Here is a 25,301-nt window from a genome sequence, read left to right as displayed (position 1 = left end):
TGCGAAAACGGTGCCCCTCGTGCGCTCTCAACCTGCGTCGGCTGGTGGGGCCGGTACGCCAGAGAAGTACTGCAGCGCGTCACGAAACTGGCGCGATCGGGTACCCCACAATGCCCCATCGAGTGCTCAACTACCCTCTCGCGGAACCAGTTCGGGGATTCTGCAAGCAGGGGGTCAGGGGTTCGGGTTCCTTGGTGCAACGCAGGTCAGAGGGCCGTTCCCTCGTTGGAGAGGATGTTTCCAGCCTGCGCGGCCGAAGACGCTGCGCAGGGTCACCCTGGGGTCGATCCGAAGGTCAGGTTCTCCGTGGCCCGACGCTGCAGGACGGCACGCTCGCCCTCGTTCCTGGTGCGAGCCGCGGCGTCGGTGAAGGCCTCGGCTGCCTGGGGGTGCAGGCCAGCCCGTGCGAGCAGGTCGCCGCGGACGCTCGGGAGCAGGGGGGAGCCATCGAGAGCGCCTTCGTCCAGTGCCGACAGCACGGCAAGCCCCGCATCCGGGCCGAAGGCGCGCCCGTGGGCGACCGCTCGGTTCACCTCGACCACCGGCCCGGGTGCAGCCCCGGCCAGGACGTCGTACAGCCCTGCGATCCGGCGCCAGTTCGTGTCCTCGGCATGTCCGGCGCGGGCATGCTCGGCCGCGATAGACGCCTGCAGGAAGTACCTGCCGACCGGCGTCCCCCGCCTGGCGAGCCGCTCTGCCTGCTCCAAGGCCTCCAGCCCGTGGGAGATGAGCGTCTGGTCCCAACGGCTCCGATCCTGCTCCTCCAGCAGGACCGCTTGGCCGCGCTCGTCGACCCGAGCGTCCATCCGCGAGGCCTGGATCTCCAGCAGAGCCCGCAACCCGAGCACCTCGACGTCCCCGGGCGCGAGGTCGACGAGCATCCCGGCGAGCCTGACTGCCTCCTCGGCCAAGGCTGGCCGCATCCAGTCCTCGCCAGCGGTGGCCGTGTAGCCCTCGTTGAAGATCAGGTAGATCACGGCCATGACGTCGTCCAGACGCTGGGCCCGCTCCGAACCCGTGGGCAGCTCGAGCTCGACGCCAGCCGTGGACAGCGTCTTCTTCGCCCGGGAGATGCGCTGCCCCATGGAGGACTCGCTGACCATGAACCCACGGGCGATCTCGGCGGTGGTGAGTCCGCCGACGAGGCGCAGGGTCAGCGCGGCCCGGGACTCCGCCGTCAGCGCGGGGTGGCACGACAGGAAGATCAGCCGCAGGACGTCGTCCTCGATGGAGTCGACCTGGCTGTCGAAGTCGGGCATCTCCGCCTCCTCTCCAGCGCGGGCGTGGCCGAGCTCCGCCGTTTTGCGACGCAGGGTGTCGGCGCGCCGGAAGTGGTCGATGCCGCGGCGCTTCGCAACCGACATGAGCCATGCCGCCGGGTTGTCCGGGACGCCGCTCGTAGGCCACTGCTCCAGCGCGGCGACGAGTGCGTCCTGGGCCAGGTCCTCCGCCAGCTCCAGGTCCCGCGTCATCCGGGTGAGGCCGCCAACCAGGCGGGCCGACTCGGCCCGCCAGGTCGCGACGACGACCCGCTGCGAATCGTCTGACGAGCTCTCTGCCGGCACACCGCCAGCGTAGAGAGTCCCGGTCAGTCGCCGGTCGCCTCCGGACCCTCGGAGACCTGGCGCAGGGTCGCGACCACGGTGACCTCGGGCCAGTGCTCGGCGTGCAGCTGGGCGAACTTCTCCTGGTCCGCCACGGCGTCCTCGAGGCTGTCGTACTGCAGGAGCGACCAGCCGCCGACGACCTCCTTGGCCTCCGCGTACGGACCGTCGACCCGGGTCACCTCGCCCTTGCGGACGACATAGTTCACGGCGTCCTCGGTCCCGTACAGGCCCCCTCCGTCGAGGAACACGCCTGACGCGGCTCGCTCACCGATGTAGGTGTCCATCGCCTCGAACAGCGACTGGGGCGGCATGCCAATGCCTTCTTCCATCCTGACGAATCCCATGAAACGGGGCATCTGAAATCACTCCTGATGTGGTTGACGGGGTGGTGCTTCGTGCACGTACGTCGAACGGATGCCGGTGTCTTCGACATCGAGTTCCGAAATCTTTCCATGGGCGCCGCAAGCACACATGGAACCCGCCTCGGCTCTCAGCGACCCGTGCCGAGCGAGTCCAGGGAGGCGAGCCGTGCGGCGAGGTATGCCGCCGTGACCCCCTCCGTGGACTGCGAGACGTCCCTCGGTGTCCCCGTCGCGACGACGCGGCCGCCGTGGTCGCCACCACCGGGACCCAGGTCGAGAACCCAGTCCGCACTGACGATCGTGTCGAGGTCGTGCTCGACCAACACCACCGTGTTCCCGGCATCCACCAGGCGGTGCAGCTGGCGCAGGAGCAGCGCGATGTCGGCGGGGTGGAGCCCGGCCGTCGGCTCATCGAGCAGGTACAGCGCATGCCCACGGCGAGCTCGCTGCAGCTCGGTGGCGAGCTTGATGCGCTGCGCCTCCCCACCGCTCAGCTCGGGAGCCGGCTGTCCCAACCGCAGATAACCCAGGCCGACCTCGCGCAACGTCGCCAGGCTGCGTGCGGCCGCAGGAACGTCGGCGAGGAACTCCGCAGCCTCGTCCACCGACAACGCCAGCACCTCGGCGACGTTCTTGCCGCGGTAGTCGATCTCGAGAGTCTCCGCGTTGTAGCGCGCACCGTGACAGGTCGGGCACGGCGAGTACGTGCCGGGCAGGAAGAGGAGCTCGACGGAGACGAAGCCCTCGCCCTGACAGGTCTCGCAGCGGCCCTGCGCCACGTTGAAGGAGAAGCGACCGGCTCCATAGCCGCGCCGACGCGCCTCGGGCGTCGCGGCATACACCTTGCGGACCGCGTCGAAGAGCCCGGTGTAGGTGGCGAGGTTCGAGCGCGGAGTGCGTCCGATCGGACGTTGGTCCACCCGCACGAGCCGGTCGAACGCCTCCAGGCCAGCGGCGTCGTCGACGTCGATCTCGAGCTCGTCGTCGTCCCCGTCGTCGACAGCCTGACCGAGGTGGCGCCGGACGAGCTCGGCGAGGACCTGGGAGACCAGTGTCGACTTGCCCGAGCCTGACACCCCCGTGACCGCCGTCAGGACACCCAGCGGGATGTCGACGGAGAGGTCCACGAGGTTGTGCCGGCTGACCCCGTGCAGGTGCAGCCATCCGTGGGGGCTGCGCTTCTGCCGCTCCTCCGGCACCACGCGGCCGAAGAGGTAGTCGCCGGTGACCGACGTCTTCACCGTCTCCAGCCCGGCGACCGGTCCGGAGTAGAGCACCTCACCACCCAGCTCTCCCGCGCCGGGACCGATGTCGACGACCCAGTCGGCCCGGCGCACGAAGTCGAGGTCGTGCTCGACGACGAAGAGCGAGTTGCCGGAGGCCTTGAGGGAGTCGAGGACGTTGAGCAACGGCTCGGCATCCGCCGGGTGCAGCCCCGCCGACGGCTCGTCGAGCACGTAGACGACGCCGAACAGCCCCGAGCGCAGCTGGGTGGCGATGCGCAGGCGCTGTGCCTCCCCGGGTGAGAGCGTCGTCGAGCTGCGACCGAGCGACAGGTAGCCCAGCCCGAGGTCGAGCAGCACCTGAACCCGGGCCACGAGATCGGCACAGATCCGCACCGCCACCTCGGTGGCCTCCCCCGAGTCGGCCGAGGACGTCGCCGCCGCAGCGTCGGCCAGCTCGGCCACGGGGCGCAGCAGCGCCGCGAGCTCGACGAACGACAGTGCGTTGAGCTGCGCGATGTTGAGGCCCGCGAACGTCACCGCCAGCGAGTCCGCCTGCAGCCCACTGCCGCCGCAGGCCGAGCACGGCATGCTGCGCACGAAGCGCATCGCCTTCTCGCGCATCATCTCGCTCTTCGAGGTCGCGAGGACATGGTTGACGTGCGCGCGGGCGCTCCAGAACAGCCCGTAGTAGCCGTGGTCGATCCGGTCGCGCTCGGGCTTGATGAGCACCTTGGGCTGCTCGTCGGTGAACAGCAGCCACTCGCGGTCCTTGACTTTGAGTTTGCGCCACGGAGTGTCGACGTTGATCCCCAGCCCGGAGACGATGCTGCGCAGGTTGGCGCCCTGCCAGGCGCCGGGCCAGGCAGCAATCGCTCCCTCCCGGATGCTCAGCGAGGTGTCCGGCACCATCAGCTTCTCGCTGACGTCGTGCTCCTCACCCAGCCCGTGGCAGCGTGGGCAGGCACCGGCCACGGTGTTGGGAGAGAAGGCCTCAGCCTCCAGCCGGGACGCATCCGGCGGGTAGGTACCTGCCCGTGAGTACAGCATCCGCACGAGGTTCGACAGCGTCGTCAGGGTGCCGACGCTCGAGCGCGAGCTCGGCGCTCCCCGTCGCTGCTGCAGCGCCACGGCAGGCGGTAGCCCGGTGACCTCCTGCACGTGAGGGGCGCCCACCTGCTGGAGCAGTCGGCGGGCATAGGGCGCCACGGACTCGAAGTAGCGGCGCTGCGCCTCGGCATAGAGCGTGCCGAACGCCAACGAGGACTTCCCCGAGCCCGACACCCCGGTGAAGGCAACAATCGCATCGCGCGGCAGGTCGACGTCGACGTTCTTGAGGTTGTTCTCGCTGGCTCCGCGGACATGGACGAAGTGGTCACTCGGATCATGGGGCACCGACCATGTCTATCCGCTCCCCGTCCTGGCGGCAGCATCCAAGCTACGGTCGAAGGTCAGAGCCGAACCTTCGGAGGACGACATGGACCACCACGAAGTGTTGATCGTCGGGGGCGGCAACGCGGGGATCTCCTTGGCCGCCAAGCTCATTCGCGACGGTGCGCAGGACGTCGCCATCATCGAGTCGGAGTCCACCCACCGCTACCGCCCGATGCTCAACTACGTCGGCGGTGGCGAAGCGACGATGAGCGACCTGGAGCGGCCTGCGTCCACGGTGATGCCCGATGGTGCCACGTGGATCCGGGACCGGGTCACCTCCTGCGACCCCGTCGGGCAGAGCGTGACCACGCGCGACGGCAGGACGATCCACTACACGACGCTCGTGGTCGCCACCGGCCTTGACGAGGACTGGGACGCCACTCCGGGACTGACAACCGGGTATGCCGTGGGCTGGGCCGGGTCGACCTTCGTCGTCGAGAGTGCCCCGAAGGTGTGGCCCGCCTTGCGTCAGCTCACGAGCGGGCGCGTCGTGTTCTCGATGCCGCCCGAGCCGGCCCCCTGCGCTGCGACGGCGCTCAAGCCGTTGTTCATGGCCTGCGACCACTGGCGACGCGCAGGGGTGCTCGAGGCCCTCGACGTTCACCTCGTCCTGCCCGGTCCGACGCCGATCGGCGTCGCCAAGGCGGACGTGATCCTGGAAGACGCGCTGACGGCATACGGCGTGCAGGTCCTGCGCAACGCGCGCGTCACGCGGGTGGGCGACCGGCAGGTGACGGTCGCGAGCCCCGAGGGGGAGACGGAGATCGGCGACCTGTCCTATGCCCACGTCATCCCGGGCTACCGGGCGCCCGGCTGGATCACCGACAGCGACCTGGCCGGAGCTGGCGAGGCGGGCCTCGTTGACGTCGACCCGCTCACCCTGCGCCACCGTCGACACGAGAACGTCTGGTCGCTCGGTGACGTCGCCGTCCTCGGCATCAAGCCGTCCGGTGGGGCCCTGCGCAAGCAGGTCGCCGTGCTGTCGCCCAACCTCCTCGCCAGCGACCCCAAGGACCTCCAGCACTACGACGGCTACACGGTCATGCCGATCACGGTCGGCCGACACCAGCTCATGCTCGTCGAGATCGACCGCGAGGGGAGGCCCGCTCCATCGGTGCCCGCACCGGACCTCGTCCGCCCCCGACGGCTCACCTGGGCGGTGGACCGCTACGCGCTGCCCGTGACCTACTTCAGGCGGATCCTGCGCGAAAAGGTCTGACCAGTCGGGGCAGGCCTGCGGGCTTCTCGGCCGCCGCAATAGGGTGCCCTCATGGGAGACCACTCACGCATCTCGTACCTCCGCGTCCCGGACCGCTCCGACGTCCCCGAGGGCGTGACCCGCCTGTGGGACAAGGCGCAGGAGGCCTTCGGCTTCGTGCCCAACGTCTTCCGCGCGCAGGCCGTCAACGGGGAGCAGTTCCTCGCGTGGTGGCGCTACTTCAACCTTCTCGTCAACAAGGAGGGCCACCTGAGCAACGCCGACCGCGAGCTGCTCGGGGTCGTCGTGTCCGGGGTGAACCGCTGCACCTACTGCGTCGTCAGCCACGGGCAGGCGTTGCGGACCTTCAGCCAGGACGAGCGCACGGCCGACCTCGTGGCGATCAATTGGCGCCAGGCCGACCTGGCCGAGCGCGAGGCAGCGATGGCGGCCTATGCCGAGAAGCTCACCCTTCACCCTGCTGAGATGACCGAGGCCGACCTCGAGCCGCTGCGTACGGTCGGACTGGACGAGCACCAGGTCATGGAGCTCGTGCAGGTGGTCGCGATGTTCAACCTCACCAACCGTGTCTCGAGCGCGCTGGGTTTCGTCCCCAACGCGGAGTACCACGAGCGGGGAACCGCGGACTCGGGCGCCTGAGGCCGACCGGCCGGCGCTGGATCGTCAGGCCCCCTCCGGCCTGGCTTCCTGCGGTCAGTGCGTGCTGCTCGAGTCGCTGTCGTCGTCCTGTGCGTCCTCCTCGGGGGCCTCGCGCGTTGCGAGCGGGTCAACGTAGCCGGGAGGTGGCGGTGGGTCGGGCGTCACCGGCGGGAAGGTGCTGCCGTCGGAGAGGAGATGCGACTGGTGCATGTCGAGCTGCCTGCTGTTCACACTCCCGACATTCCCCGATACGCGGTGGGCAAACCGGCTCCGGGGTGACCATCTGTGGATGTGGTCCGAAAGGCCCGGTTCAGAGGTTGCCGAGGACCCGGTCGACGCCGACCTCGATGACCACCCGCGCCGGGTTGACGCGAGGCTGTCGGTAGCGAACGGCATACCTCTCGACCGCGTCGGCGACCGCTGCTGGGTCGTCCACGACGCGGGCGTCTCCCTCGAACGAGAGCCAGTGGCGACCGTCGACCTGGCAGATGACGGCCCTGCCTCGCCTGGCCGCGTTGAGCGCCTTCTGTGAGCTCCCGCTCGTGATGACTCGGGCCAAGAGAGCCTCGGTGTCCCAGGTGAAGCCCACTGGCACGACATGCGGCGTGCCGTTGGCCCGCAGCGTCGTCAGGGTCGCGAGGTGCCGCTGCGCCACGAACTCGAGGGCGTCGGCGGTGAGGTCCTGGGGATGCATGGCCACGTCGAGGAGTCTGGCACGACGACTCCACGCCGAGCCGGCTGGTGGAGGCGAAAGGCCCCTAGTCGAAACCGCGTTGCGATGGGTTGGTCGCGGGCCTAGCGTGCGACGCATGTCATCCCAGTTGCACGCGGTCACCTTCGACGCCCACGACCCTGAGGCGTTCTGGGCGGGACTGCTCGGGCGTGAGGTCGAGGTGCAGCCGGGCGGTGCGGTGGCGCTGCTGCCGGCGGACGGGCGCGGGTTCCGGGTGCGCTTCGTGCCGTCGGACGCCGAGCGGGTCGACGTCAACCGCACCCACTTCGACCTCACGAGCTCCTCGGACACGCAGATGGCGCTGACCATCGCCCGGGCACTGGAGCTCGGTGGCCGGCTCATCGACATGGGGCAACGCCCTCAGGAGGCACGGCGGGTCGAAGATGTCGTGGGGAGGCCCACCCGTGGCACCCAAGACCGTGAAGGCGCGCATCCGACTCGACCTGGCTCTTGACGCCGATGCCGACCACGAGGCCGAGGTCGAGCGGCTTCTCGGACTCGGAGCCTCGCGGCTCGATCCGGGCCAGGGCAGCAGCAGGGACGGCGAGGTGGTGCTGGCCGACCCCGACGGCAACGAGTTCTCGGTTATGGGCCCTGGCTGAACTGGCGTCCGCCCCACAGCGGCTGGCGGTGGGTGGCAGAGTTCGGCTCATGGGGAACTTCTTCAACGACTCTGCGCTTGTCACGGCCACCATCAGGGGCCGAGCCGTGACGTGCCGCCACTGCGACGGCACGACGTTCGGCACTCGCCGCATCAAGCTCAACACCTCGGGTGCCGAGTTCTTCGGGTTCGCCTGGGCCAACAAGGAGAGCTTGGCTCTCGTCTGCAACGAGTGCGGCGCCATCGAGGAGTTCCTCGAAGGGGTGCTCGAAACCCAGTCGACCTGACTCAGCCGGGCCCGATGCGGTGGATCGGAACGGAAGGGACCCCCGGACTCACGGACACCGCGGGACGGGGGCGGCATACGTGCTGTTGGAGCTGTTCGACACGTAGTAGTCACTGAGCCAGCGCCCGTCGACCAGCTGGTCCCACACGCGGGTCGTGCCGACGAGCGTGCCCGCCTTCTGGCAGGCGACGTAGGCCAGCGCCCCACCCTGCAGCGTGCCGTTGACGGCATACGAGGTGCCAGGGCCGCTGCGGGTGTTCACGGGGGTCGAGATGTTGACCTGCCCCGGGTAGGAGCACCGTTGCAGTGGTGCACTGAACGTGGTTTGCGACGGTGTCGAGACGTAGTAGTCGGACACGAAGCCACCGGTGCTGATCCGGTCCCAAACCCCGCTGGAGCCCACCACCTGGCCGCGCGCCTGACAGATGACGGCGGCGGTCGAGTTGGCCGCGAGCGAGCCGACGATCGGATAGGCGCTGGACGGCCCGCTGCGCACGTTGAGCGAGCCAGAGCTGGTCACCCGGTAGGACCTGGCGACGGTCGCGACCGGGCCCTTGATGATGTCGCTGTCGACGTTCATCGACACGCCTCCCCAGGTCTCGACGTGGTCACCGCGGTACTGCTTCGCGCGCTGCCACTCGGCCCACAGGGTGTTGCCCGCTGTGGGCCAACCGGTGACGGTGGCGACGTTGTCCCACCTCGCCATCCACACCGCGTCGGGTCGCGCGAGGCTTGTGGTCAGGTAGCTGGCCGCGAGGTCGCGCAGCCCTGAGTCCTGGTGGACATAGACGCCCGCGAGATAACCGCTTCGGTGCAGAGCTCTCGTCCACTCGGACACATAGGTCCGCACGGCGCCGATGCAGCCCGAAGCAGCCCGGTCGTAGTGCTCCACGTCGGCATAGAGGGCACTGCCCGCGAGCATCCCGAGTGCCTTGGCCTTGGCCACCGCATCGGCGCCATCGGCGGCCCCACGGGCAGCGGCGCCGCTGGCGGCATACCGGTACGGCTTCGATCCGAACACGCAGAACGGTTGGTCGCCGAAGTAGGTGGGCACGAGCGACCAGTTCGCGGCCGAGGCGCTGCGCACCCACGCGGCGGTGAGGTTGGGCTGGGCACAGCCCCTGTTGCGGCCCCCGAAGTAGATGTTCACCCCGGTGTAGGGGGAGGTGCCACGCCACGCGGCCAGCGCGGAGAGAGACGGCGCGGTGCAGGTGTCGAAGAAACGACCCGACACGCGGGTGGCCGAGGAGGCTGTGGGATAGGCGCCGGGCGTGGCCGGGTCCGCGCTGGCCGCGGGCGGCAGAGCCACCCCAAGAGCACCGGCTGCGAGAGCGGCAGCGACCCACGATGTAATGCGTCGCGGGGAGAACATGGCCCACCTCCAACGTGGAGCCGGACGGGCGCACGGGCCCACCCCTCGATGATGCGCCTGCACAGTGGGGTTCCGTGAGGGGTTCGGGTGCTTCAGGCGCCAATCTGATGCCGACGTGGTCCAAGTGGGCCAGCCAGCACCACACCGAGGGCCTCAGCCAGTCCAGACACCGTCGTCCCACGCGGAAGCCAGCACCGCGGCATACGGGGCCAGGTCGTGACCCTTGGACGCGACCCAGGCGTCGTTGTTGTAGGTGTCCTCGTAGCGGTCGCCGCGGTCGCAGACCAGGGACACGATCGAGCCGCGCTCTCCGGCAGCCTGCATCTCGGCGGCGAGCCTGAGAGCGCCATAGATGTTGGTGCCCGTGGACGGGCCGGCGGAGATGCCGGTGCGCTCGCGCAGGAACCGCATCGCCGCGATGGACGCGCAGTCGGGCACGCCCAGCATGCGGTCGACCACAAGCGGCAGGAACGAGGGTTCGAGGCGGGCGCGACCGATGCCCTCGATCGCCGAGGACGCCAGCCGTGCCTCCCCGTCGCCCTGCCAGGCGGGGAGGAACGCCGAGTGCTCGGGGTCGACGACGCACACCTTGGTGTCGAGCGCCTGGTAGCGCACGAAGCGGCCGATCGTCGCCGACGTGCCGCCGGTGCCCGCGCCGACGACGATCCACGACGGCACCGGGTGCTCCTCGAGCGCCATCTGCTCGAAGATCGACTCCGCGATGTTGTTGTTGCCGCGCCAGTCCGTCGCCCGCTCGGCGTTGCTGAACTGGTCCAGGTAGATGCCACCGGACGCGTCGGCCACCCGTCGTGCCTCGTCATAGACGGCGGTCGGGTCGTCGACGAGGTGGCAGCGACCACCCTCACGCTCGATGAGCGCGATCTTGGCCGGTGAGGTCGACGACGCCATGACGGCGATGAACGGCACCCCGAGCATCCGCGCGAAGTGCGCCTCGCTCACCGCCGTCGACCCGGACGACGCCTCGACGACGGTCGTGGTCGGGCCGATGATCCCGTTGCAGAGGCCGTAGAGGAACAGCGAGCGCGCGAGCCGGTGCTTCAGTGAGCCGGTCGGGTGCGTCGACTCGTCCTTGAGATAGAGGTCGACGCGTCCACACCCGGGCAGGTGCACCTTGATGAGGTGGGTGTCGGAGGTGCGGGTCGCGTCCGCGCGCAGCTTGCGGATGGCCTCGCGCACCCACGCGCGGTCGGGCTCGGTCCGCATCCCGGTGTCGACGAGGGGGGTCGCGGTGGCTGGCGTCGACGATGACATGCGCTCACGGTATCGGGGGCGAGGTTCGGCCCGGAAACGCACTGTTCCCCCCGGAACGGATCCGGGGGGAACAGTGCATTTCCGGGATCAGCCGGAAAAGGTGGGGCTGGGCGAGCGGGAGGCGATCAGCCCTGCTCGTGGCCCTTGTCGATGTTGGGGGTCGACAGGTCGGAGCCCTCGGAGGTGCCCGACACCGACGGCGCGGAGCCGTCGGCGAAGTCGCCGGCGCTCGACCAAGCATCACCCTCGGCGACGGACTCGGTCGTGGGCTCGCCACCGAAGTCGGAGGCGTTGGTGTCGTCGGCCTTGTCGGCCGCGTTGTCCTTGGCTTCGGCCGCCTTGTCCTTGGCGTCCGAGGCCTTGTCCTTGACGGCGGCACCAGCCGCGGCGGCCTTCTCCTTGGCGGCGGCGGCGAGGTCGGTCACCTTGTCGCCGACCGAGGAACCCTTGGCGGAGTGCCCACCGACGGAGGAGTCGCGTCCGGCACCGGGCGGGGTGTAGGCGCCCGCGGTCGCCCACGGGTCCTTCTTCTCGGTGGACTTCTTCCACGCAAAGGCAGCGGCACCGGCCGCGAGCAGGAGGAGCAGGAGCCCCTTGGTCTTGCCGCCACCCGTCTGCTTGGCGACGGCGTCGCCCTTGAGCACGTGGTATGCGTCGGGCGCGCGGTCAGCGGCCTCGACCGCTGCACCCTTGGCCGCGGTGGCACCGGCGATCACGGTCGCCAACGCGGTGGCCAGCTTGGGCACGACCTCGTCGACGAAGGTGTCGCGGGCGTCCTGGACCTTGGGAGCGGCCTGGTCGGCGTAGAGGCGCGCGGTGTCGCGGGCGCTCTCGACGTGGGGTGCGGCCTTGACCTTGAGGTCGGCGGCGCGTGACTTGAGGTCAGCGGCGGCGGAGTGGGCGGAGGATGTGGCGTCCGAGGCGGCGGAGGCAGCGGACTCGGCCTTGGCGGCGACGGCGTCGCGCGCCTGTTCGGTCTTGCTCTTGGTGCGGAACACAGCGTTCTCCTATCGATGGACGACTGAGCGACTTCTTCCATCAAACACTGTCACGGGCCCACTGTCACAAGAGGGTCACGGGGCAACATCTACAGTTGGAGGCATGAAGGCAACCCTCAAGACCAATCACGGCACGATCAACCTGAACCTGTTCGAGGACCAGGCACCCAAGACGGTGAAGACCATCACGGGCCTCGCCACGGGCGAGCTCGACTACAAGGACGACGCCGGTCGCAGCAACCCCGACCGCTTCTACGACGGCCTGATCTTCCACCGCATCATCCCCGGCTTCATGATCCAGGGCGGCGACCCGCTGGGCAAGGGCTTCGGTGGCCCCGGCTTCGCGTTCGACGACGAGATCCACCCCGAGCTGCAGTTCGACCGCCCCTACCTCCTCGCCATGGCCAACGCCGGCAAGCAGATGGGCAAGGGCACCAACGGCTCGCAGTTCTTCATCACCGTGACGCCCACCCCGCACCTCAACGGCAAGCACACCATCTTCGGTGAGGTCGCCGACCAGGAGAGCCGCGACGTCGTCGACAAGATCGCCGCCGTCCAGACCGGTGCGCAGGACAAGCCCAAGGACGACGTCGTCATCGAGAGCTTCGACGTCGAGGCCTGAGCCCTACTTCCGCTCGCCGTCCAGGGCGCTGAGAGAGCGCCACTAGAGTTGCGACGGTGAGTGAGCCCACGGCATACGGACAGACCGGCACCCCCGACGAGGTGCCGGTCTGCCCGCGCCACCCCGACCGCGTGTCCTACGTGCGCTGCCAGCGGTGCGGGCGCCCCGTGTGCCCCGAGTGCCAGCGCCCCGCCGCCGTCGGTGTGCAGTGCGTCGACTGCGTGCGCGAAGGCGCCAAGTCGGTGCGGCAGGGCAGGACCATCTTCGGTGGCGACGTGGCCGCGATCGGTGGCCGCCCGCTCGTCACGACGACGATCATCGCGATCTGCGTCGTCGTGTTCGTCGGCCAGTGGGTTCTGCCCGGGCTGACCAACGACGTGGAGTTCGCGCCGTTCCTCGGCGACACCGAGCCCTGGCGCTTCCTTACCTCGGCGTTCGCGCACGCCCCGCACAACCTCCTGCACATCGGTTTCAACATGTATGCCCTGTGGATCATGGGTCAGTACCTCGAGCCGATGCTCGGGCGCGCCCGGTTCGCCGCGCTCTACCTCATCAGCGCCATCGGCGGGTCCGTCGTCTACCTCCTGCTCGCCTTCCCGCACACGGTCGACCAGCTCAACAACCGCGACTACGGCGCCTGGGAGACCGGCGCGGTGGGGGCCTCGGGCGCGGTGTTCGGGCTCTTCGGCGCCTTCCTCATCCTCCAGCGACGGCTGGGGCGGTCCGCCTCGATGATGTACGCGACGATCGGCATCAACGCGGTCATCGGCTTCGTCGTGCCGGGCATCGCGTGGCAGGCGCACCTCGGTGGCTTCCTCGTCGGCATGGCGTGTGCCGCCGTGTTCACCCACCTCGGCAAGCGGCCCAACGGCGGCGGCGCCGGCACCGAGCGGGCCTCCTTCTCGGTGCACTGGCTCGCGCTCGGGGGCATCACGGCCCTGCTCGTGCTGCTCACGGTGGTCAAGTACGCCGTGACCTCCTCCCCGATCTGACCCGGACCCCGCTGTGCACTGCTGCGCTGTGCCGCAGCAGTGCACACCGCCCGTCGGGGACCGTGGCCGACCTCCCACAAAGCTGTGGATTACACCCGTGTCATTCGTCCACATTGGGGACAACCCCTGTGGACAACTCGAGGTGGGCACTCGCGGGAGCACACGGCATACACAGGAAAGAACGGCCCCCGACCGTGTGGTCAGGGGCCGTTCTCGTATGCCGGGGAGCCGGCTTCGCCGGATCGGTGCAGCTCAGCGCCAGCGCGTCGTCATGAGGAAGCCGGCCATCATGAAGCCGAAGCCGGCACCGAGGTTCCAGCGGCCGATCGCGGGCACGGGGTACTCGTGCGCGCCGGAGATGTAGTAGGTCACGACCCAGACCAGACCGATGAGCATCAGACCGATCATGACGGGCACGAACCACGGCGGGTTCGGCTTGGTGGCGTGGCTCTGCGCCGTGCGTGGCGGCGTGTAGGCGGGCTTGGGGCGGCCCTTGGACTCTGGCACGGACTGTCTCCTTGGCGTGTGGTGTCGTGGCCTAGCGTAGAGCCTGTACCGGAGGAGGGGTTGACCCGTGGTCCAGCGCAAGGCGTTCCTCACGGCGCGGCCCAGCCCGTGGTCGGTGGCCGTGCCGGTCGTCGCTGTGCTCGCGGGCGTCCTTTTCGCCACCAGCGGCTCCGTCGCCCAGGGCCGCAGCCTGCGCTCCGACGGCGGGGGGCTGCCCGACATCATCCGCGAGAAGACCCAGGACAACGCCCGCATGACCGGCCAGCTGCAGCGGCTCACGGCCGAGGTCGACCAGCTCACCCACGACGGCGCCCCGGGCAGCACCGCGATCGCGGGACTGGAGAGCCGGGCCGAGAGGCTGGTCTTCGCGGCCGGGCGCACGGCGGTGCAGGGCCCGGGCGTCGGGGTGGCGCTCGACGACTCGTCCCTCACGCAGGACGAGCTGCCCGAGGGCTTCGGCGTCGATGACATCGTCGTGCACCAGCAGGACGTCCAGGCCGTCGTCAACGCGTTCTGGGCCGGTGGCGCCGAGGCGATGATGATCCAGGACCAGCGCATCATCGCGACCAGCGCCATCCGGTGCGTGGGCAACACCCTCATCCTCCAGGGCCGGGTCTACTCCCCGCCGTACCGCATCCGGGCGATCGGTGACCCCGACCGGCTGCGCGACTTCCTCCGGCGCTCACCCGAGGTCCAGATCTACCAGGAGTACGTCAAGGCCGTCGGCCTCGGCTACGAGGTGCGCAGCTACGACCGCCTGGAGTTCCCCGCCTACGCGGGGTCGATCACCCCCGAGCACGCGACGGCGGTTCCCAAGCCGTGAGGCGTGCGGTCGGTGTCTTCGGTGAGCTCCTCGTCACCCTGGGCCTGCTCGTCCTGCTCTTCGTCGTGTGGCAGGTCTGGTGGACCGACGTCGAGTCCGACCGGGCCCAGACGGCGACGGTCTCCTCGCTCTCCCGCGAGTTCTCCTCGCCGTCCCCCTCTACTGCGCCGGTTGCCGGCGCCGCCGCGTCCGACCTGCCCGCGGGGGCGTTCGCGATCGTGCGGATCCCGCGCTTCGGCGCCGACTACGCGCGCCCGCTCGTCGAGGGCACGAGCGCCAAGGAGCTGGCCGAGGGCCTGGGCCACTACTCGGGCACGGCGGGGCCCGGCGAGGTCGGCAACTTCGCCATCGCCGGCCACCGCACGACCTATGGCAAGCCGCTCGCGCAGATCGACACCCTGCGCGCCGGCGACCGCATCGTCGTGGAGACGGCGGCTGGCTGGACCGTCTATGCCGTCTCTGGCCACGAGATCGTCCGCCCCTGGCAGGGCGAGGTCATCGCGCCCGTCCCGGGCAGGCCCGGCGCCACGCCCACCAAGGCGGTGCTGACCCTCACCTCCTGCCACCCGAAGTTCAGCGCCAAGCAGCGGTGGATCGTGCACGCGGACCTCGTCGAGGAGCGTCCGCGGGCGCAGGGCCCACCGTCCGAAGCCGTCTCGACCCAGGGAGGATCCTGATGTATGCCGTGCTGTGGCGTTCGCTCCCGGGTCCCGCTGTCGTCAGGGCGTTCCTTGCCCTGCTGCTGCTCGCCGTGGTGGTCGTGGTCTGCTTCGAGTGGCTCTTCCCGATGGTCGAGGCGTGGCTGCCCTGGTCCGAGAGCACGGTCACGACCGACACTGGTGCCAGCGCCCTCGCACCCCAGCTCGTGACGCCGCTCGCCCACCTCCCGCACCTCCCGCACCCCGAGGACCTCTCATGAGCCAGACCCGGATCCTGGTCGTGGACAACTACGACTCCTTCGTCTTCACGATCGTGGGCTACCTCGAGCAGCTCGGGGCGCAGTGCACGGTGGTGCGCAACGACGCGATCGGTGCGGCCGACGGCGCGGACTTCGACGGGGTGCTGGTCTCGCCCGGGCCGGGCACCCCCGAGGAGGCGGGTGTCTCCATGGCGATGATCGAGGCCTGCGGTGAGCGTGCGCAGCCCATGCTCGGCGTCTGCCTGGGGCACCAGGCGCTCGGTGTGGTGGCCGGTGGGGTCGTCGGCCGTGCGCCCGAGCTCCTCCACGGCAAGACCTCGCTCGTGCACCACGGCGGGGCCGGGGTGCTGGCGGGGCTGCCGGAGCCGTTCACCGCCACGCGCTACCACTCCCTGACGATCGACCCGTCGACGCTGCCGGACTCGTTGGTCGGCACGGGGCACACCGAGAGCGGGATCATCATGGCGGTCCAGCACCGCGAGCTGCCGCTGCACGGCGTGCAGTTCCACCCCGAGTCCGTCCTCACCCAGGGCGGTCACCGGCTCCTGGCCAACTGGCTGGAGGTGTGCGGCGACGGCGAGGCGGTGGCGCGCTCGGAGGGGCTGAGCCCGCTGGTCCACGACGGCGCCGACGTCGCCGCCAAGGTCTCCGCCTGAACCACCCAGCTCCTCCGGCCCAGGCAGCCGGCTACTGCACCGTAAGTGTGGTGATCGCCCCACTTTCGGTGCAGCAACTCCTGCAGCAGTGAGTGCGCTTGCCACCGCGGACACCCATCGGCGGGATATCCACAGACTGTGACCCCGCAGTTCGGCGTCCACAGGCGCGCCCAGAGGTGCTGCGTCCAGGGACCACGGCGGCGAATGCTTCTGCAATGAAGCCACTTCCGGACGACGTCCTTGCCACCGTGCAGTTGCAGTTCGGCGTGATCACCCGTCAGCAGCTCCTCCTGCACGGCGTGTCCAAGGAGACCATCAGATGGAATGCCGGCAGGTCGTGGCGGGTGATCCTCCCGTGCACCTATGTCGTGGCGGCGCACGCGGTGACCGAGCGCCAGCGGCTCATGGCCGCCCTTCTTCATGCTGGGCCGCAGTCCCAGTTGGCAGGAGCCACGGCCGCCTCGCAGTACGGCCTCACCAACGCCAATCCTCGTGGCCGCGTGTTCGTAGTGGTGCCGGGGTCGCAGGCGAGCCGGAGCAAGGGCTTCGTCACCATTCGTCGGTCCCTGCTCGACGACCCGCTTGCCATGATGCGAGGTGGCCTGCGAATGACGTCGGTGGCACGGGCCTGTGTGGACGCGGCAGTCGCCGAACGCAGCATGCGCAGTCGCACCGCTCTCATCGTCGAGGCCGTCCAGCGGGAGCTCACCACGGTCGATGCTCTGGCAGAGTGGTGCTACCGCCTGCGTCCCGGCGACGGTGCGAAGGTGCTTCCTGCTGTCGAGTCGGCTGCACTTGGTGTGTGGTCCGTGGCCGAGGACGAGGTGCTCCAGCTCATGGGCACTTCGAGCATCCTCCCCGAGGCCATGACGAACCCACGGCTCTCGGACCCCAACGGGCGGGCACTCATCACGCCAGACCTGTGGCTCGATGACGTGGCCATGGCCGTGATGGTGCACTCCCGGGCCTACCACTCCAACGGCGACCAGTTCGTCGACACCATCGAGCGCGACTCCGAACTGGTGGCCGCAGGGATCGCCGTGATCGGGGTGACTCCCACGGGGGTGCGCCGTGACCCTGTGGCGGTGCTCCGGAAGATCGAAGCCACGTATGCCGGTGCCCTGGGACGCGCGCGACCCGCCGTCCGTGTCACGCCGCGGGTGGCCTGAGGCGCTCCACGGGCTCTGGTGCATGCCCTACTGCACCGGAAGTGGGGTGATCACCACACCTACGGTGCAGTAGGTGGCGCGAATCCCGGGCTGTGACTGCGCCCGTGAGAGCGCCGGGCCAGACCGGGCAGCGACGTGAGCCAAGCGGCTGGGTCAGGGGGAGGGGGTGGGTGTGGGGCCCGTCGGGGTGGTCGTGGGCGTCATGCTGGGCGTCGGGGTGGGTGAGGGAGTCGGCGTCGGCGTGGGAGTCGGCGTCGGCGTCGGCGTCGGAGTGACCGTCTTCGGTGTCGGTGGCGGCGGCTCCTTCTGGGCCACCACGATCGACACGTCCGAACCCACGTCGACCTTCTTCTTCTCCTCAGGCTTCTGGTCGATGACCGTGCCCTCCTTGGCGCGGTTCGTCTCCTCGTAGCTCGTCTTGGGGAAGAGGCCGATCTTGCTCAGCGCGGCCGACGCCTCGTCCTGCGTCAGGCCGGTGAGCTTGGGGACCACGACCTGACCGGTGGACACGCTGAGGTTGACCATCTCGCCGGGAGGCAGCGACTTGCCCACCTCGGGATCGCTGGAGACGACCTTGCCCTTGGGCTGCAGGTTGGTGTCGACCTTGATCGTCCGCCCGACGGCGAGCTTGGCCTTCTCGAGTGCGGCGGTGGCCTCCTCGACCGTCATGCCGCTGAGCTCGGGCACCAGCACGGCGTTGGGTCCGGACGAGATGACGAGGTTGACCGTGGTCGTCTCCGGGTCGACGCGGGTGCCGGCGCGCGGAGTCTGGCTGATGACGGACCCCTCGACGACGGCGTCACTGCGGGTGGTGGTCTCGGTGATGTTGGTGAGGCCTTCGCGCTTGAGGTCGGCGACGGCGGTGTCGCGCGGCTTGTCCACCACGCCGGGGACAGAGACCTTGCTCGCCGCCTCCTGCATGAGGCGGTACTGCTGGAGGCCGAACCCGAGCAGGGCGAGCGCGGCGATCACTGCGACGGTGAGCAGGACCTTGGTGCCGGCCCCACGGTGGCGCCGCTCGCTCGGAGGAACCGCGGCCGGGAAGGTCGAGGTCGTAGGACCCGGCGTGGGCACGACAGGTGAGCCGTCCCCGGGACGGGTGGTCGCGGCATACACCTCGGTGGGTTCGGTCGCGGCGAGCTGGCTCGTCGCCGCGACAGCCAGCGGGGCGAGGGACGCGGCGGCAGCCTGGCTGATGGGGCGACCCAAGCGGGCGGCCTGGAGGTCGGTGCGGAAGGACGCGGCGTCCTGGTAGCGCTCCTCGCGGTCCTTGGCGAGCGCGTGCAGGACGATGGCGTCGACGTCCTGGCTGATGCCCTCCGCGCGGGCGGAGGGTGCGGCCGGCTGCTCGCCGACGTGCTGGTAGGCGATGGACACGGGGCTGTCGCCGACGAAGGGCGGCCGGCCCACGAGCAGCTCGTAGAGCATGCAGCCGGTGGAGTAGAGGTCCGAGCGCGCGTCGACGTTCTGCCCCTGCGCCTGCTCGGGCGAGAGGTACTGCGCGGTCCCGATGACGGCCTGCGTCTGCGTCATGGTGGCCGCGGTGTCGGCGATGGCCCGGGCAATCCCGAAGTCCATGACCTTGATCGACCCGTCGGAGCCGACCATGACGTTGGCCGGCTTGATGTCGCGGTGCACGATGCCCATGCGGTGGCTGTAGGCGAGAGCGTCGAGCACGCCCTCGGTGATCCGGCTGGCCTCGTCGGTGGGCAGCTTCTCGCGCTCGGTGAGGATCTCGCGCAGCGTCTTGCCCTCGACGTACTCCATGACCATGTAGGGCACGGTGACGCGTGCCCCGCCCGACTCGACGCTGTGGTCCTCGCCGGAGTCATAGACCGCGACGATCGAGGCGTGGTTGAGCCCGGCCGAGGACTGCGCCTCGCGCCGGAACCGCTTGAGGAACGAGGGGTCTCGCGCCAGGTCCGTGCGCAGCATCTTGATGGCGACGGGACGGCCCAGGCGGGTGTCGTGCCCGAGGTGGACCTCGGCCATGCCACCGCGACCGATGAGCTCCCCCACCTCGTAGCGGCCAGCGAGCACGAGCGGGTCCTCGCTCATGGCGTCCTCACTTCTTCAGCCCCGCTTCCAACATGGCCTTGGCGATGGGGCCGGCCACGGCGCCACCTCCGCGGGCCTCGCTGTTGGGGTCGCCGCCGTTCTCGACGACGACCGCCACGGCGATCTGCGGGTCGTTGGCCGGGGCGAACCCGGTGAACCACGCGTGGGCCCGCGCCACCCGGTCGGTCTCGGCGGTCCCGGTCTTGCCGGCGACGCGGACGCCGTCGATCTGCGCCGGCTGGCCGCTGCCGCTCTGGACGACGGCCTCCATCATCTCGGTGAGCTGCGCGGCGACCTCCGGGGTGACGGCCTCCGAGAGCTGCTCGGGCTGGGCGCGCTCGATGACGCTGAGGTCGCTGGAGAGCACCGACTTCACGAGGTAGGGCTTCATCACGATGCCGTGGTTGGCCACCCCCGCGCTGAGCATCGCCACCTGGAGCGGCGTGACCCGCACGTCGTACTGACCGACGGCCGACTGCGCCAGCTGCGGCAGGTTGAGCTTGGCCGGGACGCTGCTCGGCGTGACCCTCATCGGGATCGAGATCTGGTCTCCCACACCGAACTTCGCCGCCTGCTCCCGCAGCGCGTCGGCGCCGATCTCCATGCCGAGGTAGCCGAACGCCGTGTTGCACGAGATCTCCATCGCGTGCAGCAACGTCGTCGTGTCGTCGGGGCCGCAGGGACTCCTGCCGTGGTTGGGCAGGCCGGTCGTCGTCTGCGGCAGGTCGAGCACGGCCGGGCCGGGCAACACGCTGTCGGGCTGGAACTTGCCGCTGGACAGCGCCGCCGCGGCGGTGACGATCTTGAAGGTCGAGCCCGGAGGGTAGAGGTCGCCGCCGATGGTGCGGTTGACGAGCGGCCGGTCCTTGTCGTTCGTCAGCTTCTTGTATGCCGCGTCGACCTTGCTCAGGTCGTGACCCGAGAGCGCGTTCGGGTCATAACCCGGGTTGCTCACCATCGCGAGGATCTCACCGGTCGAGGGGTTGAGCGCCACGGCGGCGCCCTTGCGCCCGTCGAGGGCCTTGATCGCGGCCTGCTGGACCGCGGCGTTGACGGTGAGCTCCAGGCTTGCGCCGGTGGTCTGGCGGCCGGTGAAGAAGTCGGAGACGCGGCGGAAGGCGAGCTTGTCGCTGCTGCCGGACAGGAGCCCGTTCTCGGCCTGCTCGAGGCCGCCACCGGCACCGTAGAACGAGTAGTAGCCGGTGATGTGCTCGTAGTCCGTGCCCTGCGGGTAGGTGCGCAGCCACTTGTACTGGTTGTCGGCCGGGACCGACTTCGCGATGGCGGTGTCGCCGACGAGGATCTGGCCGCGCTCGCGGGCATAGGTGCTGAGCAGGGTGCGGCGGTTGTCGGGGCGGGCGTTGAGCTCCTTGGCGAAGACGAACTGGATGAGGGTGGTCGACACGAGCAGCGAGGCGAAGAGGAGGGCGACGACGAAGGAGAGCCGGCGGATGGGGGAGTTCATCGCAGCCTCACCACCTGGGTCTGGTTGCTCGCCACCGGGTTCGGGGCCGCCGGGTCCGGCACCGGACGGCGCGCGTGGTCGCTGATGCGCAGCAGCAGGGCGACGAGGGTCCAGTTCGCCAGGAGCGAGGAGCCGCCCTGCGAGAGGAACGGCATCGTCAGGCCGGTCAGCGGGATGACCCGGGTGACGCCACCGACGACGACGAAGCACTGGAGCGCGACCGAGAAGGCCAGGCCAGAGGCGAGCAGCTTGCCAAACCCGTCGCGCGCGCCGATGGCGGTGCGCAGGCCGCGCTCGATGAGCAGGACGTAGAGCAGCAGCAGCGCGAAGAGCCCGATGAGGCCGATCTCCTCACCGAAGCTCGGGATGATGAAGTCGCTCTCGGCGAAGTAGGTGAGGTCGGGGCGGCCGCGGCCCAGACCAGTGCCGAACATGCCGCCGGAGGCCATGCCCATGATGCCCCGGGCGAGCTGGTCGGAGGTGTCGAGGGCCTCACGGCTGAAGGTGTCGAGCCAGAGCAGCACCCGGCGCTGCACGTGGCTGAAGATCATGTTGGCGATGTAGCACCCGACGCAGAACAGCAGCATGCCGATGGCCACCCACGAGGTGCGCTCGGTCGCGACGTAGAGCATGGCGACGAAGAGCCCGAAGAACAGCAGCGAGGACCCGAGGTCCTTCTCGAGGACGAGCACGCCGACGGACAGCATCCAGGCCACGAGGATCGGGCCGAGGTCGCGACCTCGCGGCAAGGTGAGCCCGAGGATGCGGCGGTCGGCGACCGACAGGGCGTCGCGGGTCTGCACGAGGTAGCCGGCGAAGAAGATGGCGAGGACGATCTTGGCGACCTCGCCGGGCTGGAACGAGAACGGCCCGACGGCGATCCAGATCCGGGAGCCGTAGTTCTCGACACCGAGCCCGGGCACGAGCGGCAGCAGCAGCAGGCCGAAACCGAGCGCACCGGCGAGGTAGGTGTAGCGGCGCAGGATGCGGTGGTCGCGCAGGATGATGAGCGCGGCGATCGCGAGTGCGGCGGCGATGGCGCTCCACATCAGCTGCCGCAGCGCCATGCCCTCGGCGAGGTCGCGACCGTTGGCCAGGTCGAGCCGGTTGATCATGACGAGCCCGAGGCCGTTGAGCAGGGTCGCGATCGGAAGGATGAGCGGGTCGGCATACGGCGCGCGCCAGCGCATCACGAGGTGGAAGACGGCGGTGATGATGACGAAGCCTGAGCCGACGGCGACGAGGCTCGGCGGGATCGCACCCTCGACCGCGACGCCGACGTTGATGTAGGCGAGCGCGACGATGGCGACCGCGAAGACGAGGAGCCCGAGCTCCACGTTGCGGCCCTTGCGGGAGGCGAGTGACGAGACCGTGGTCATGCGTTCGGGCTCACCGTCGCTGACGGGGACGGGGATCCGGTCGGCGTGCCGCCGGTCGGAGTGCCGCCGGTCGGAGTGCTGCCGGGCGTCGGAGTGCTCGACCCCGTGCTCGACGGCGTGGGGGTGGGCGTCGGCGTCACCCAGGTGGAGGCGACCGTCGTGCATGCCAGGCCCTGCGACTTGGCGTAGCGGCACGCCTGGGCCTGCACCTCGAGGTTGCCGACGAGGGCGGCGGCGTCGGCGCGGTCCTCCATCGTGATGCCGCGGTCGAGCTGGGCGCGGTAGAAGTCGGGCAGGTCGTCGATGGCGATGCCGCTGGTGGTCTCGGCCTCGGAGAGGGTGATCGGTCCGAGCGTCTGGTCGACTCCCTTGAAGACGGCCACGCGACCGTCGTTGACACCGACATAGACCTGCGCCTGGGACCAGGCCCATGCGGCATAGCCGCCACCGACGAGCAGGATGGCGGCGACCAGGCCGATGCCGAGGATGCGCAGGAGCGTGGCGGTGCGGCTGTGGGAGCCCTCCTCGGCGAGCTCCACGTCCTCGTCGCGCGACCGGCCGCTCGCCTCGTCGGACAGGGCCGCTGCCTTGGCTGCGGGGGTGAGCGGGATCGGGCGGGTGTGGCGACGGACCGCCGCGGCGGCCCCGACGATCTGGGGCGAGTCGCTGGGCACGAGCTTGGTGAGGTCGACGACGTCGCCGATGACGACGGTGACGTTGTCGGGGGCACCGGAGCGCAGGGCCAGCTGCACGAGCCGCTCGGCGCAGTCGGCCGGCTTGCGTTCGGTGGTGAGCACCTCGTCGATGGTGTCGCGGGCGACGTAGTCGGTCAGCCCGTCCGAGCAGATGAGGTAGCGGTCGCCGACGATCGCCTGTCGCACGACGACGTCGGGCTCCTCACCGTCGGCGCCGGTGAGGACGCGGGTGACGAGCGAGCGCTGTGGGTGGGTCGACGCCTCCTCGGGGGTGAGGCGGCCCTCGTCGACGAGCGACTGCACGAAGCTGTGGTCCTTGGTGATCTGGCTGACCACGCCGTCGCGCACGACGAACGCCCGGGAGTCGCCGATGTGGGCCAGGACGAGCTTGTCGCGGGCCCGCAGGATGGCGATGAGCGTCGTGCCCATGCCGTCGAGGTCGGGGTCGTCGTGCGCGAGCTGCCCCAGCTCGGCGTTGGCCGACGTGATCCGGCGCAGCAGGGCCTGGGTCGCGTCCACCCCCGAGAACGACTCGCCGTCGAGGCCGACCAGCGCGCCGAGGATGGTCGACGAGGCGACGTCGCCACCCGCGTGACCACCCATGCCGTCGGCCATCGCGAGGAGGTGCGGACCGGCATACCCGCTGTCCTCGTTGTTGCTGCGCACCATCCCGACGTCGGAGCGGGCGGCGAAGTTGAAGGCGATCGCCACCGGCTACCTCCGCAGCTCGACGATGGTCGTGCCGAACCGGATCTCCGTCCCCGCGGAGACCGGGGTCGGGGCGTCGAGCCGCTGCTGCCCGATGAACGTGCCGTTGGTCGAGCCGAGGTCCTCGACGACCCAGCCCTGAGGGCCCTTGTAGATGCGGGCGTGGCGGCCGGACGCGAAGTCGTCCTCGAGGACGAGGGCGGACTCGGGACTGCGGCCGACGAGCGTGCCGGCCTCCCGCAGGGGGAGGTTGCTGCCGGCCAGGGGTCCGCTCATGACCCGCAGCTGTCGTGGCTCGCGGTCACCGCGTTCCTGCGGTCGTCGGCCCACCGGGCGTTGTTCCGCGGGGACCCGGGCCGGAGCGGCTCCGCGAGCCACCGGACGGGGGGTGTTGCCGCGCGGCGGCGCGGAGCGGCGCTGCGTCACCTGGGTGCCGTAGAGGTCTCCGCGCAGCACTCCGACGACGGCGATGACGAACGCCCAGAGCGCCACGAGGAGGCCGAGGCGCATGAGGGTGATGGTGAGCTCGCTCATCTCGGTGTCCCCATTCGTGTCATGTGCGGCCCGCGCGGAAGGTGACGGAGGTGCGACCCACGGTGATGCGGTCGCCGTCCTCGAGGTGGGTCGACGTGACGCGCTCACCCCCGACGAAGGTGCCGTTCGTGGACCCCAGGTCGCGGATCGTGGCAACCGTGTGAGGCCCGTCCTGCGTCACGCGGATCTCGCTGTGGCGACGCGAGATCCCCGGGTCGTCGAGGATGATGTCGGCGACGTCGTCTCGGCCGAGCACCGTGATCGCGCCCATGAGCGGGTAGCGCTCGCCGTCGACGTCGAGCCACGGCCGGTCGGCCGGGTTGGCCCGCTTCTTCCTGGGTGGCGGCTGCGCCGGGCGGTATGCCGTGGTCTCGCCGAGCTCGTCGTCCTCACCCTGCCGGGCCGGTGGAGCCGGTGGCGCTGGCCGGCTCTGACGCGGCGCCTGCTCGGGTGTCGGGACCGGCGCGGGAGGTGCGGTGCCGGCGGCGGGCGACTCACCGGCATACGGGTCGTCGTCGTAGGTCGGTCGGCGCACCTGCTGGTGCTGGCCAGTCATGCCGGTGGCGCGCGGGCGTTTTGCGGTGCTGGGACGAATGCGGAAGACACCGGTCTCGAGGTCGGAGTCCTCGTCGAAGAGGATGTCGATCGGTCCACCGGGCTGGTAGTGCTGGCTGTCGGCGTGCTCCTCCGCGGCGGCGACCAGCTCGTCCTCGAGCTCCTTGCCGTGGTCGGTGAGGCGCTCGTAGTCGGTCTCGCTCAGCTCGATCGCGAAGACGTTGGGCACGAGGGTGCGGCCCTTGGCCGAGGTGCTCGCGGCGCGGTCGTCCATGGCGCGGCGGATGGCGCTCGCGATCTCGACGGGCTGGACCTCGGCGCGGAAGGCCTTGGCGAAGACCCCGTTGACGGCGCGCTCCAGCTTGTTCTCCAGGCGGTCGAAGAGTCCCATGGCGCGCCTCCTTCGGTTCGTCGCTCGGTTGGTCGCTCGGTCGTGCCGCGGTCGTGCCGCGGTCGTGCCGCGGCCGTGGCTA

Annotated in this window: 26 protein-coding genes and 1 pseudogene; 12 read left to right on the top strand and 15 right to left on the bottom strand. The window is 70.0% G+C overall.

From position 1 onward, the window contains the following. Nucleotides 1–272 precede the first annotated feature (272 nt). The 3 genes from ASG74_RS10695 to uvrA all read right to left on the bottom strand — a co-directional run bounded on the left by ASG74_RS10695 (nucleotide 273) and on the right by uvrA (nucleotide 4,587). Nucleotides 273–1,565 (bottom strand): RNA polymerase sigma factor, encoded by a 1,293-nt coding sequence (locus tag ASG74_RS10695; protein ID WP_056142626.1) that lies wholly within the window; start codon nucleotides 1,563–1,565, stop codon nucleotides 273–275. A gap of 23 nt (nucleotides 1,566–1,588) precedes the next feature. Continuing rightward, a complete protein-coding gene (locus tag ASG74_RS10690) occupies nucleotides 1,589–1,918 on the bottom strand; it encodes a YciI family protein (protein WP_235498892.1) in 330 nt (109 codons plus the stop codon). A 179-nt stretch (nucleotides 1,919–2,097) separates the two neighbouring features. Next, entirely contained in the window at nucleotides 2,098–4,587 is a 2,490-nt protein-coding gene (gene uvrA, locus ASG74_RS10685) for an excinuclease ABC subunit UvrA (protein ID WP_056142619.1), read from the bottom strand. Nucleotides 4,588–4,669: 82 nt separating this feature from the next. Here uvrA and ASG74_RS10680 point away from each other — a divergent pair, with 82 nt between their 5' ends. Both ASG74_RS10680 and ASG74_RS10675 read left to right on the top strand, forming a co-directional pair. Continuing rightward, entirely contained in the window at nucleotides 4,670–5,845 is a 1,176-nt protein-coding gene (locus ASG74_RS10680; protein WP_056142616.1) for an NAD(P)/FAD-dependent oxidoreductase, read from the top strand. A gap of 51 nt (nucleotides 5,846–5,896) precedes the next feature. Beyond that, entirely contained in the window at nucleotides 5,897–6,484 is a 588-nt protein-coding gene (locus ASG74_RS10675; protein ID WP_056142613.1) for a peroxidase-related enzyme, read from the top strand. 54 nt (nucleotides 6,485–6,538) lie between these two features. Here ASG74_RS10675 and ASG74_RS17210 read toward each other — a convergent pair whose 3' ends face one another. Further along, nucleotides 6,539–6,694 (bottom strand): hypothetical protein, encoded by a 156-nt coding sequence (locus ASG74_RS17210; RefSeq protein WP_156465352.1) that lies wholly within the window; start codon nucleotides 6,692–6,694, stop codon nucleotides 6,539–6,541. A gap of 100 nt (nucleotides 6,695–6,794) precedes the next feature. Continuing rightward, nucleotides 6,795–7,178 carry a PPOX class F420-dependent oxidoreductase gene (locus ASG74_RS10670; RefSeq protein ID WP_056143510.1) on the bottom strand — a complete coding sequence of 128 codons (384 nt, stop codon included), beginning with the start codon at nucleotides 7,176–7,178 and terminating at the stop codon, nucleotides 6,795–6,797. Here ASG74_RS10670 and ASG74_RS10665 point away from each other — a divergent pair. The 3 genes and pseudogenes from ASG74_RS10665 to ASG74_RS10655 all read left to right on the top strand — a co-directional run. After that, nucleotides 7,177–7,554 (top strand): annotated as a pseudogene (locus tag ASG74_RS10665) (VOC family protein); the annotation flags it as partial. The gene ASG74_RS10670 and the pseudogene ASG74_RS10665 overlap by 2 nt on opposite strands. After that, nucleotides 7,547–7,819: a VOC family protein gene (locus tag ASG74_RS17460; protein WP_327034861.1), complete on the top strand. Its 273-nt coding sequence runs from the start codon at nucleotides 7,547–7,549 to the stop codon at nucleotides 7,817–7,819. The pseudogene ASG74_RS10665 and the gene ASG74_RS17460, both read left to right, overlap by 8 nt. A 49-nt stretch (nucleotides 7,820–7,868) precedes the next feature. Further along, complete coding sequence (locus ASG74_RS10655; protein WP_056142604.1) at nucleotides 7,869–8,105, top strand: hypothetical protein; 237 nt, start codon at nucleotides 7,869–7,871, stop codon at nucleotides 8,103–8,105. A gap of 48 nt (nucleotides 8,106–8,153) precedes the next feature. Here ASG74_RS10655 and ASG74_RS10650 read toward each other — a convergent pair whose 3' ends face one another. From ASG74_RS10650 to ASG74_RS10640, 3 genes are all read right to left on the bottom strand, one after another. Next, a complete protein-coding gene (locus ASG74_RS10650; protein WP_235498890.1) occupies nucleotides 8,154–9,413 on the bottom strand; it encodes a glycoside hydrolase domain-containing protein in 1,260 nt (419 codons plus the stop codon). A gap of 216 nt (nucleotides 9,414–9,629) precedes the next feature. Further along, nucleotides 9,630–10,700, bottom strand: a complete 1,071-nt coding sequence (locus tag ASG74_RS10645; protein WP_056143508.1) for a PLP-dependent cysteine synthase family protein — start codon at nucleotides 10,698–10,700, stop codon at nucleotides 9,630–9,632. Nucleotides 10,701–10,873: 173 nt separating this feature from the next. Then, entirely contained in the window at nucleotides 10,874–11,746 is an 873-nt protein-coding gene (locus ASG74_RS10640) for a hypothetical protein (protein ID WP_056142594.1), read from the bottom strand. Between the two features lie 103 nt (nucleotides 11,747–11,849). Here ASG74_RS10640 and ASG74_RS10635 point away from each other — a divergent pair, with 103 nt between their 5' ends. Together ASG74_RS10635 and ASG74_RS10630 are read left to right on the top strand one after the other, a co-directional pair. After that, nucleotides 11,850–12,368, top strand: a complete 519-nt coding sequence (locus ASG74_RS10635) for a peptidylprolyl isomerase (RefSeq protein WP_056142592.1) — start codon at nucleotides 11,850–11,852, stop codon at nucleotides 12,366–12,368. A 56-nt stretch (nucleotides 12,369–12,424) separates the two neighbouring features. Continuing rightward, nucleotides 12,425–13,360 carry a rhomboid family intramembrane serine protease gene (locus tag ASG74_RS10630; protein WP_200942563.1) on the top strand — a complete coding sequence of 312 codons (936 nt, stop codon included), beginning with the start codon at nucleotides 12,425–12,427 and terminating at the stop codon, nucleotides 13,358–13,360. Between the two features lie 252 nt (nucleotides 13,361–13,612). Here the strand turns inward: ASG74_RS10630 and ASG74_RS10625 are convergent, their stop codons facing one another. Further along, a complete protein-coding gene (locus tag ASG74_RS10625) occupies nucleotides 13,613–13,867 on the bottom strand; it encodes a cell division protein CrgA (protein ID WP_056142590.1) in 255 nt (84 codons plus the stop codon). Between the two features lie 67 nt (nucleotides 13,868–13,934). Here ASG74_RS10625 and ASG74_RS10620 point away from each other — a divergent pair, with 67 nt between their 5' ends. The 5 genes from ASG74_RS10620 (at nucleotide 13,935) to ASG74_RS10600 (ending at nucleotide 17,434) form a co-directional block, all read left to right on the top strand. Next, nucleotides 13,935–14,690: a DUF881 domain-containing protein gene (locus ASG74_RS10620; protein WP_056142586.1), complete on the top strand. Its 756-nt coding sequence runs from the start codon at nucleotides 13,935–13,937 to the stop codon at nucleotides 14,688–14,690. Next, complete coding sequence (locus ASG74_RS10615) at nucleotides 14,687–15,367, top strand: class E sortase (RefSeq protein WP_056142583.1); 681 nt, start codon at nucleotides 14,687–14,689, stop codon at nucleotides 15,365–15,367. Before ASG74_RS10620 ends, ASG74_RS10615 begins: the two co-directional genes overlap by 4 nt. Next, complete coding sequence (locus ASG74_RS10610) at nucleotides 15,367–15,609, top strand: hypothetical protein (protein ID WP_056142580.1); 243 nt, start codon at nucleotides 15,367–15,369, stop codon at nucleotides 15,607–15,609. The genes ASG74_RS10615 and ASG74_RS10610 overlap by 1 nt, the downstream gene beginning before the upstream one ends. Next, the gene (locus ASG74_RS10605; RefSeq protein WP_056142577.1) at nucleotides 15,606–16,265 is read left to right on the top strand and encodes an aminodeoxychorismate/anthranilate synthase component II; all 660 of its coding nucleotides are present in this window, start codon (nucleotides 15,606–15,608) and stop codon (nucleotides 16,263–16,265) included. The genes ASG74_RS10610 and ASG74_RS10605 overlap by 4 nt, the downstream gene beginning before the upstream one ends. Nucleotides 16,266–16,480: 215 nt before the next feature. Next, complete coding sequence (locus ASG74_RS10600) at nucleotides 16,481–17,434, top strand: hypothetical protein (protein WP_056142573.1); 954 nt, start codon at nucleotides 16,481–16,483, stop codon at nucleotides 17,432–17,434. 153 nt (nucleotides 17,435–17,587) lie between these two features. Here ASG74_RS10600 and pknB read toward each other — a convergent pair whose 3' ends face one another. From pknB to ASG74_RS10570, 6 genes are read right to left on the bottom strand one after another with little or no spacing between them, the layout of a single operon-like run. After that, a complete protein-coding gene (gene pknB, locus ASG74_RS10595) occupies nucleotides 17,588–19,492 on the bottom strand; it encodes a Stk1 family PASTA domain-containing Ser/Thr kinase (RefSeq protein ID WP_056142570.1) in 1,905 nt (634 codons plus the stop codon). Between the two features lie 7 nt (nucleotides 19,493–19,499). After that, nucleotides 19,500–20,957 carry a peptidoglycan D,D-transpeptidase FtsI family protein gene (locus tag ASG74_RS10590; protein WP_056142568.1) on the bottom strand — a complete coding sequence of 486 codons (1,458 nt, stop codon included), beginning with the start codon at nucleotides 20,955–20,957 and terminating at the stop codon, nucleotides 19,500–19,502. Continuing rightward, nucleotides 20,954–22,336: an FtsW/RodA/SpoVE family cell cycle protein gene (locus ASG74_RS10585; RefSeq protein WP_056142565.1), complete on the bottom strand. Its 1,383-nt coding sequence runs from the start codon at nucleotides 22,334–22,336 to the stop codon at nucleotides 20,954–20,956. The genes ASG74_RS10590 and ASG74_RS10585 overlap by 4 nt, the downstream gene beginning before the upstream one ends. Continuing rightward, entirely contained in the window at nucleotides 22,333–23,742 is a 1,410-nt protein-coding gene (locus tag ASG74_RS10580; protein WP_056142553.1) for a PP2C family protein-serine/threonine phosphatase, read from the bottom strand. The genes ASG74_RS10585 and ASG74_RS10580 overlap by 4 nt, the downstream gene beginning before the upstream one ends. A 3-nt stretch (nucleotides 23,743–23,745) precedes the next feature. Beyond that, on the bottom strand, nucleotides 23,746–24,273 hold the full coding sequence (locus ASG74_RS10575) for an FHA domain-containing protein FhaB/FipA (RefSeq protein ID WP_056142548.1): 528 nt from the start codon (nucleotides 24,271–24,273) through the stop codon (nucleotides 23,746–23,748). Nucleotides 24,274–24,292: 19 nt separating this feature from the next. Then, entirely contained in the window at nucleotides 24,293–25,219 is a 927-nt protein-coding gene (locus tag ASG74_RS10570) for an FhaA domain-containing protein (RefSeq protein WP_056142545.1), read from the bottom strand. Nucleotides 25,220–25,301: the final 82 nt, after the last annotated feature.

Source organism: Knoellia sp. Soil729 (assembly GCF_001427985.1).
GTDB lineage: Bacteria > Actinomycetota > Actinomycetes > Actinomycetales > Dermatophilaceae > Knoellia.
The sequence above is the reverse complement of the archived record's forward strand: the minus strand, read 5'-3'. Positions and strand labels throughout refer to the sequence as shown.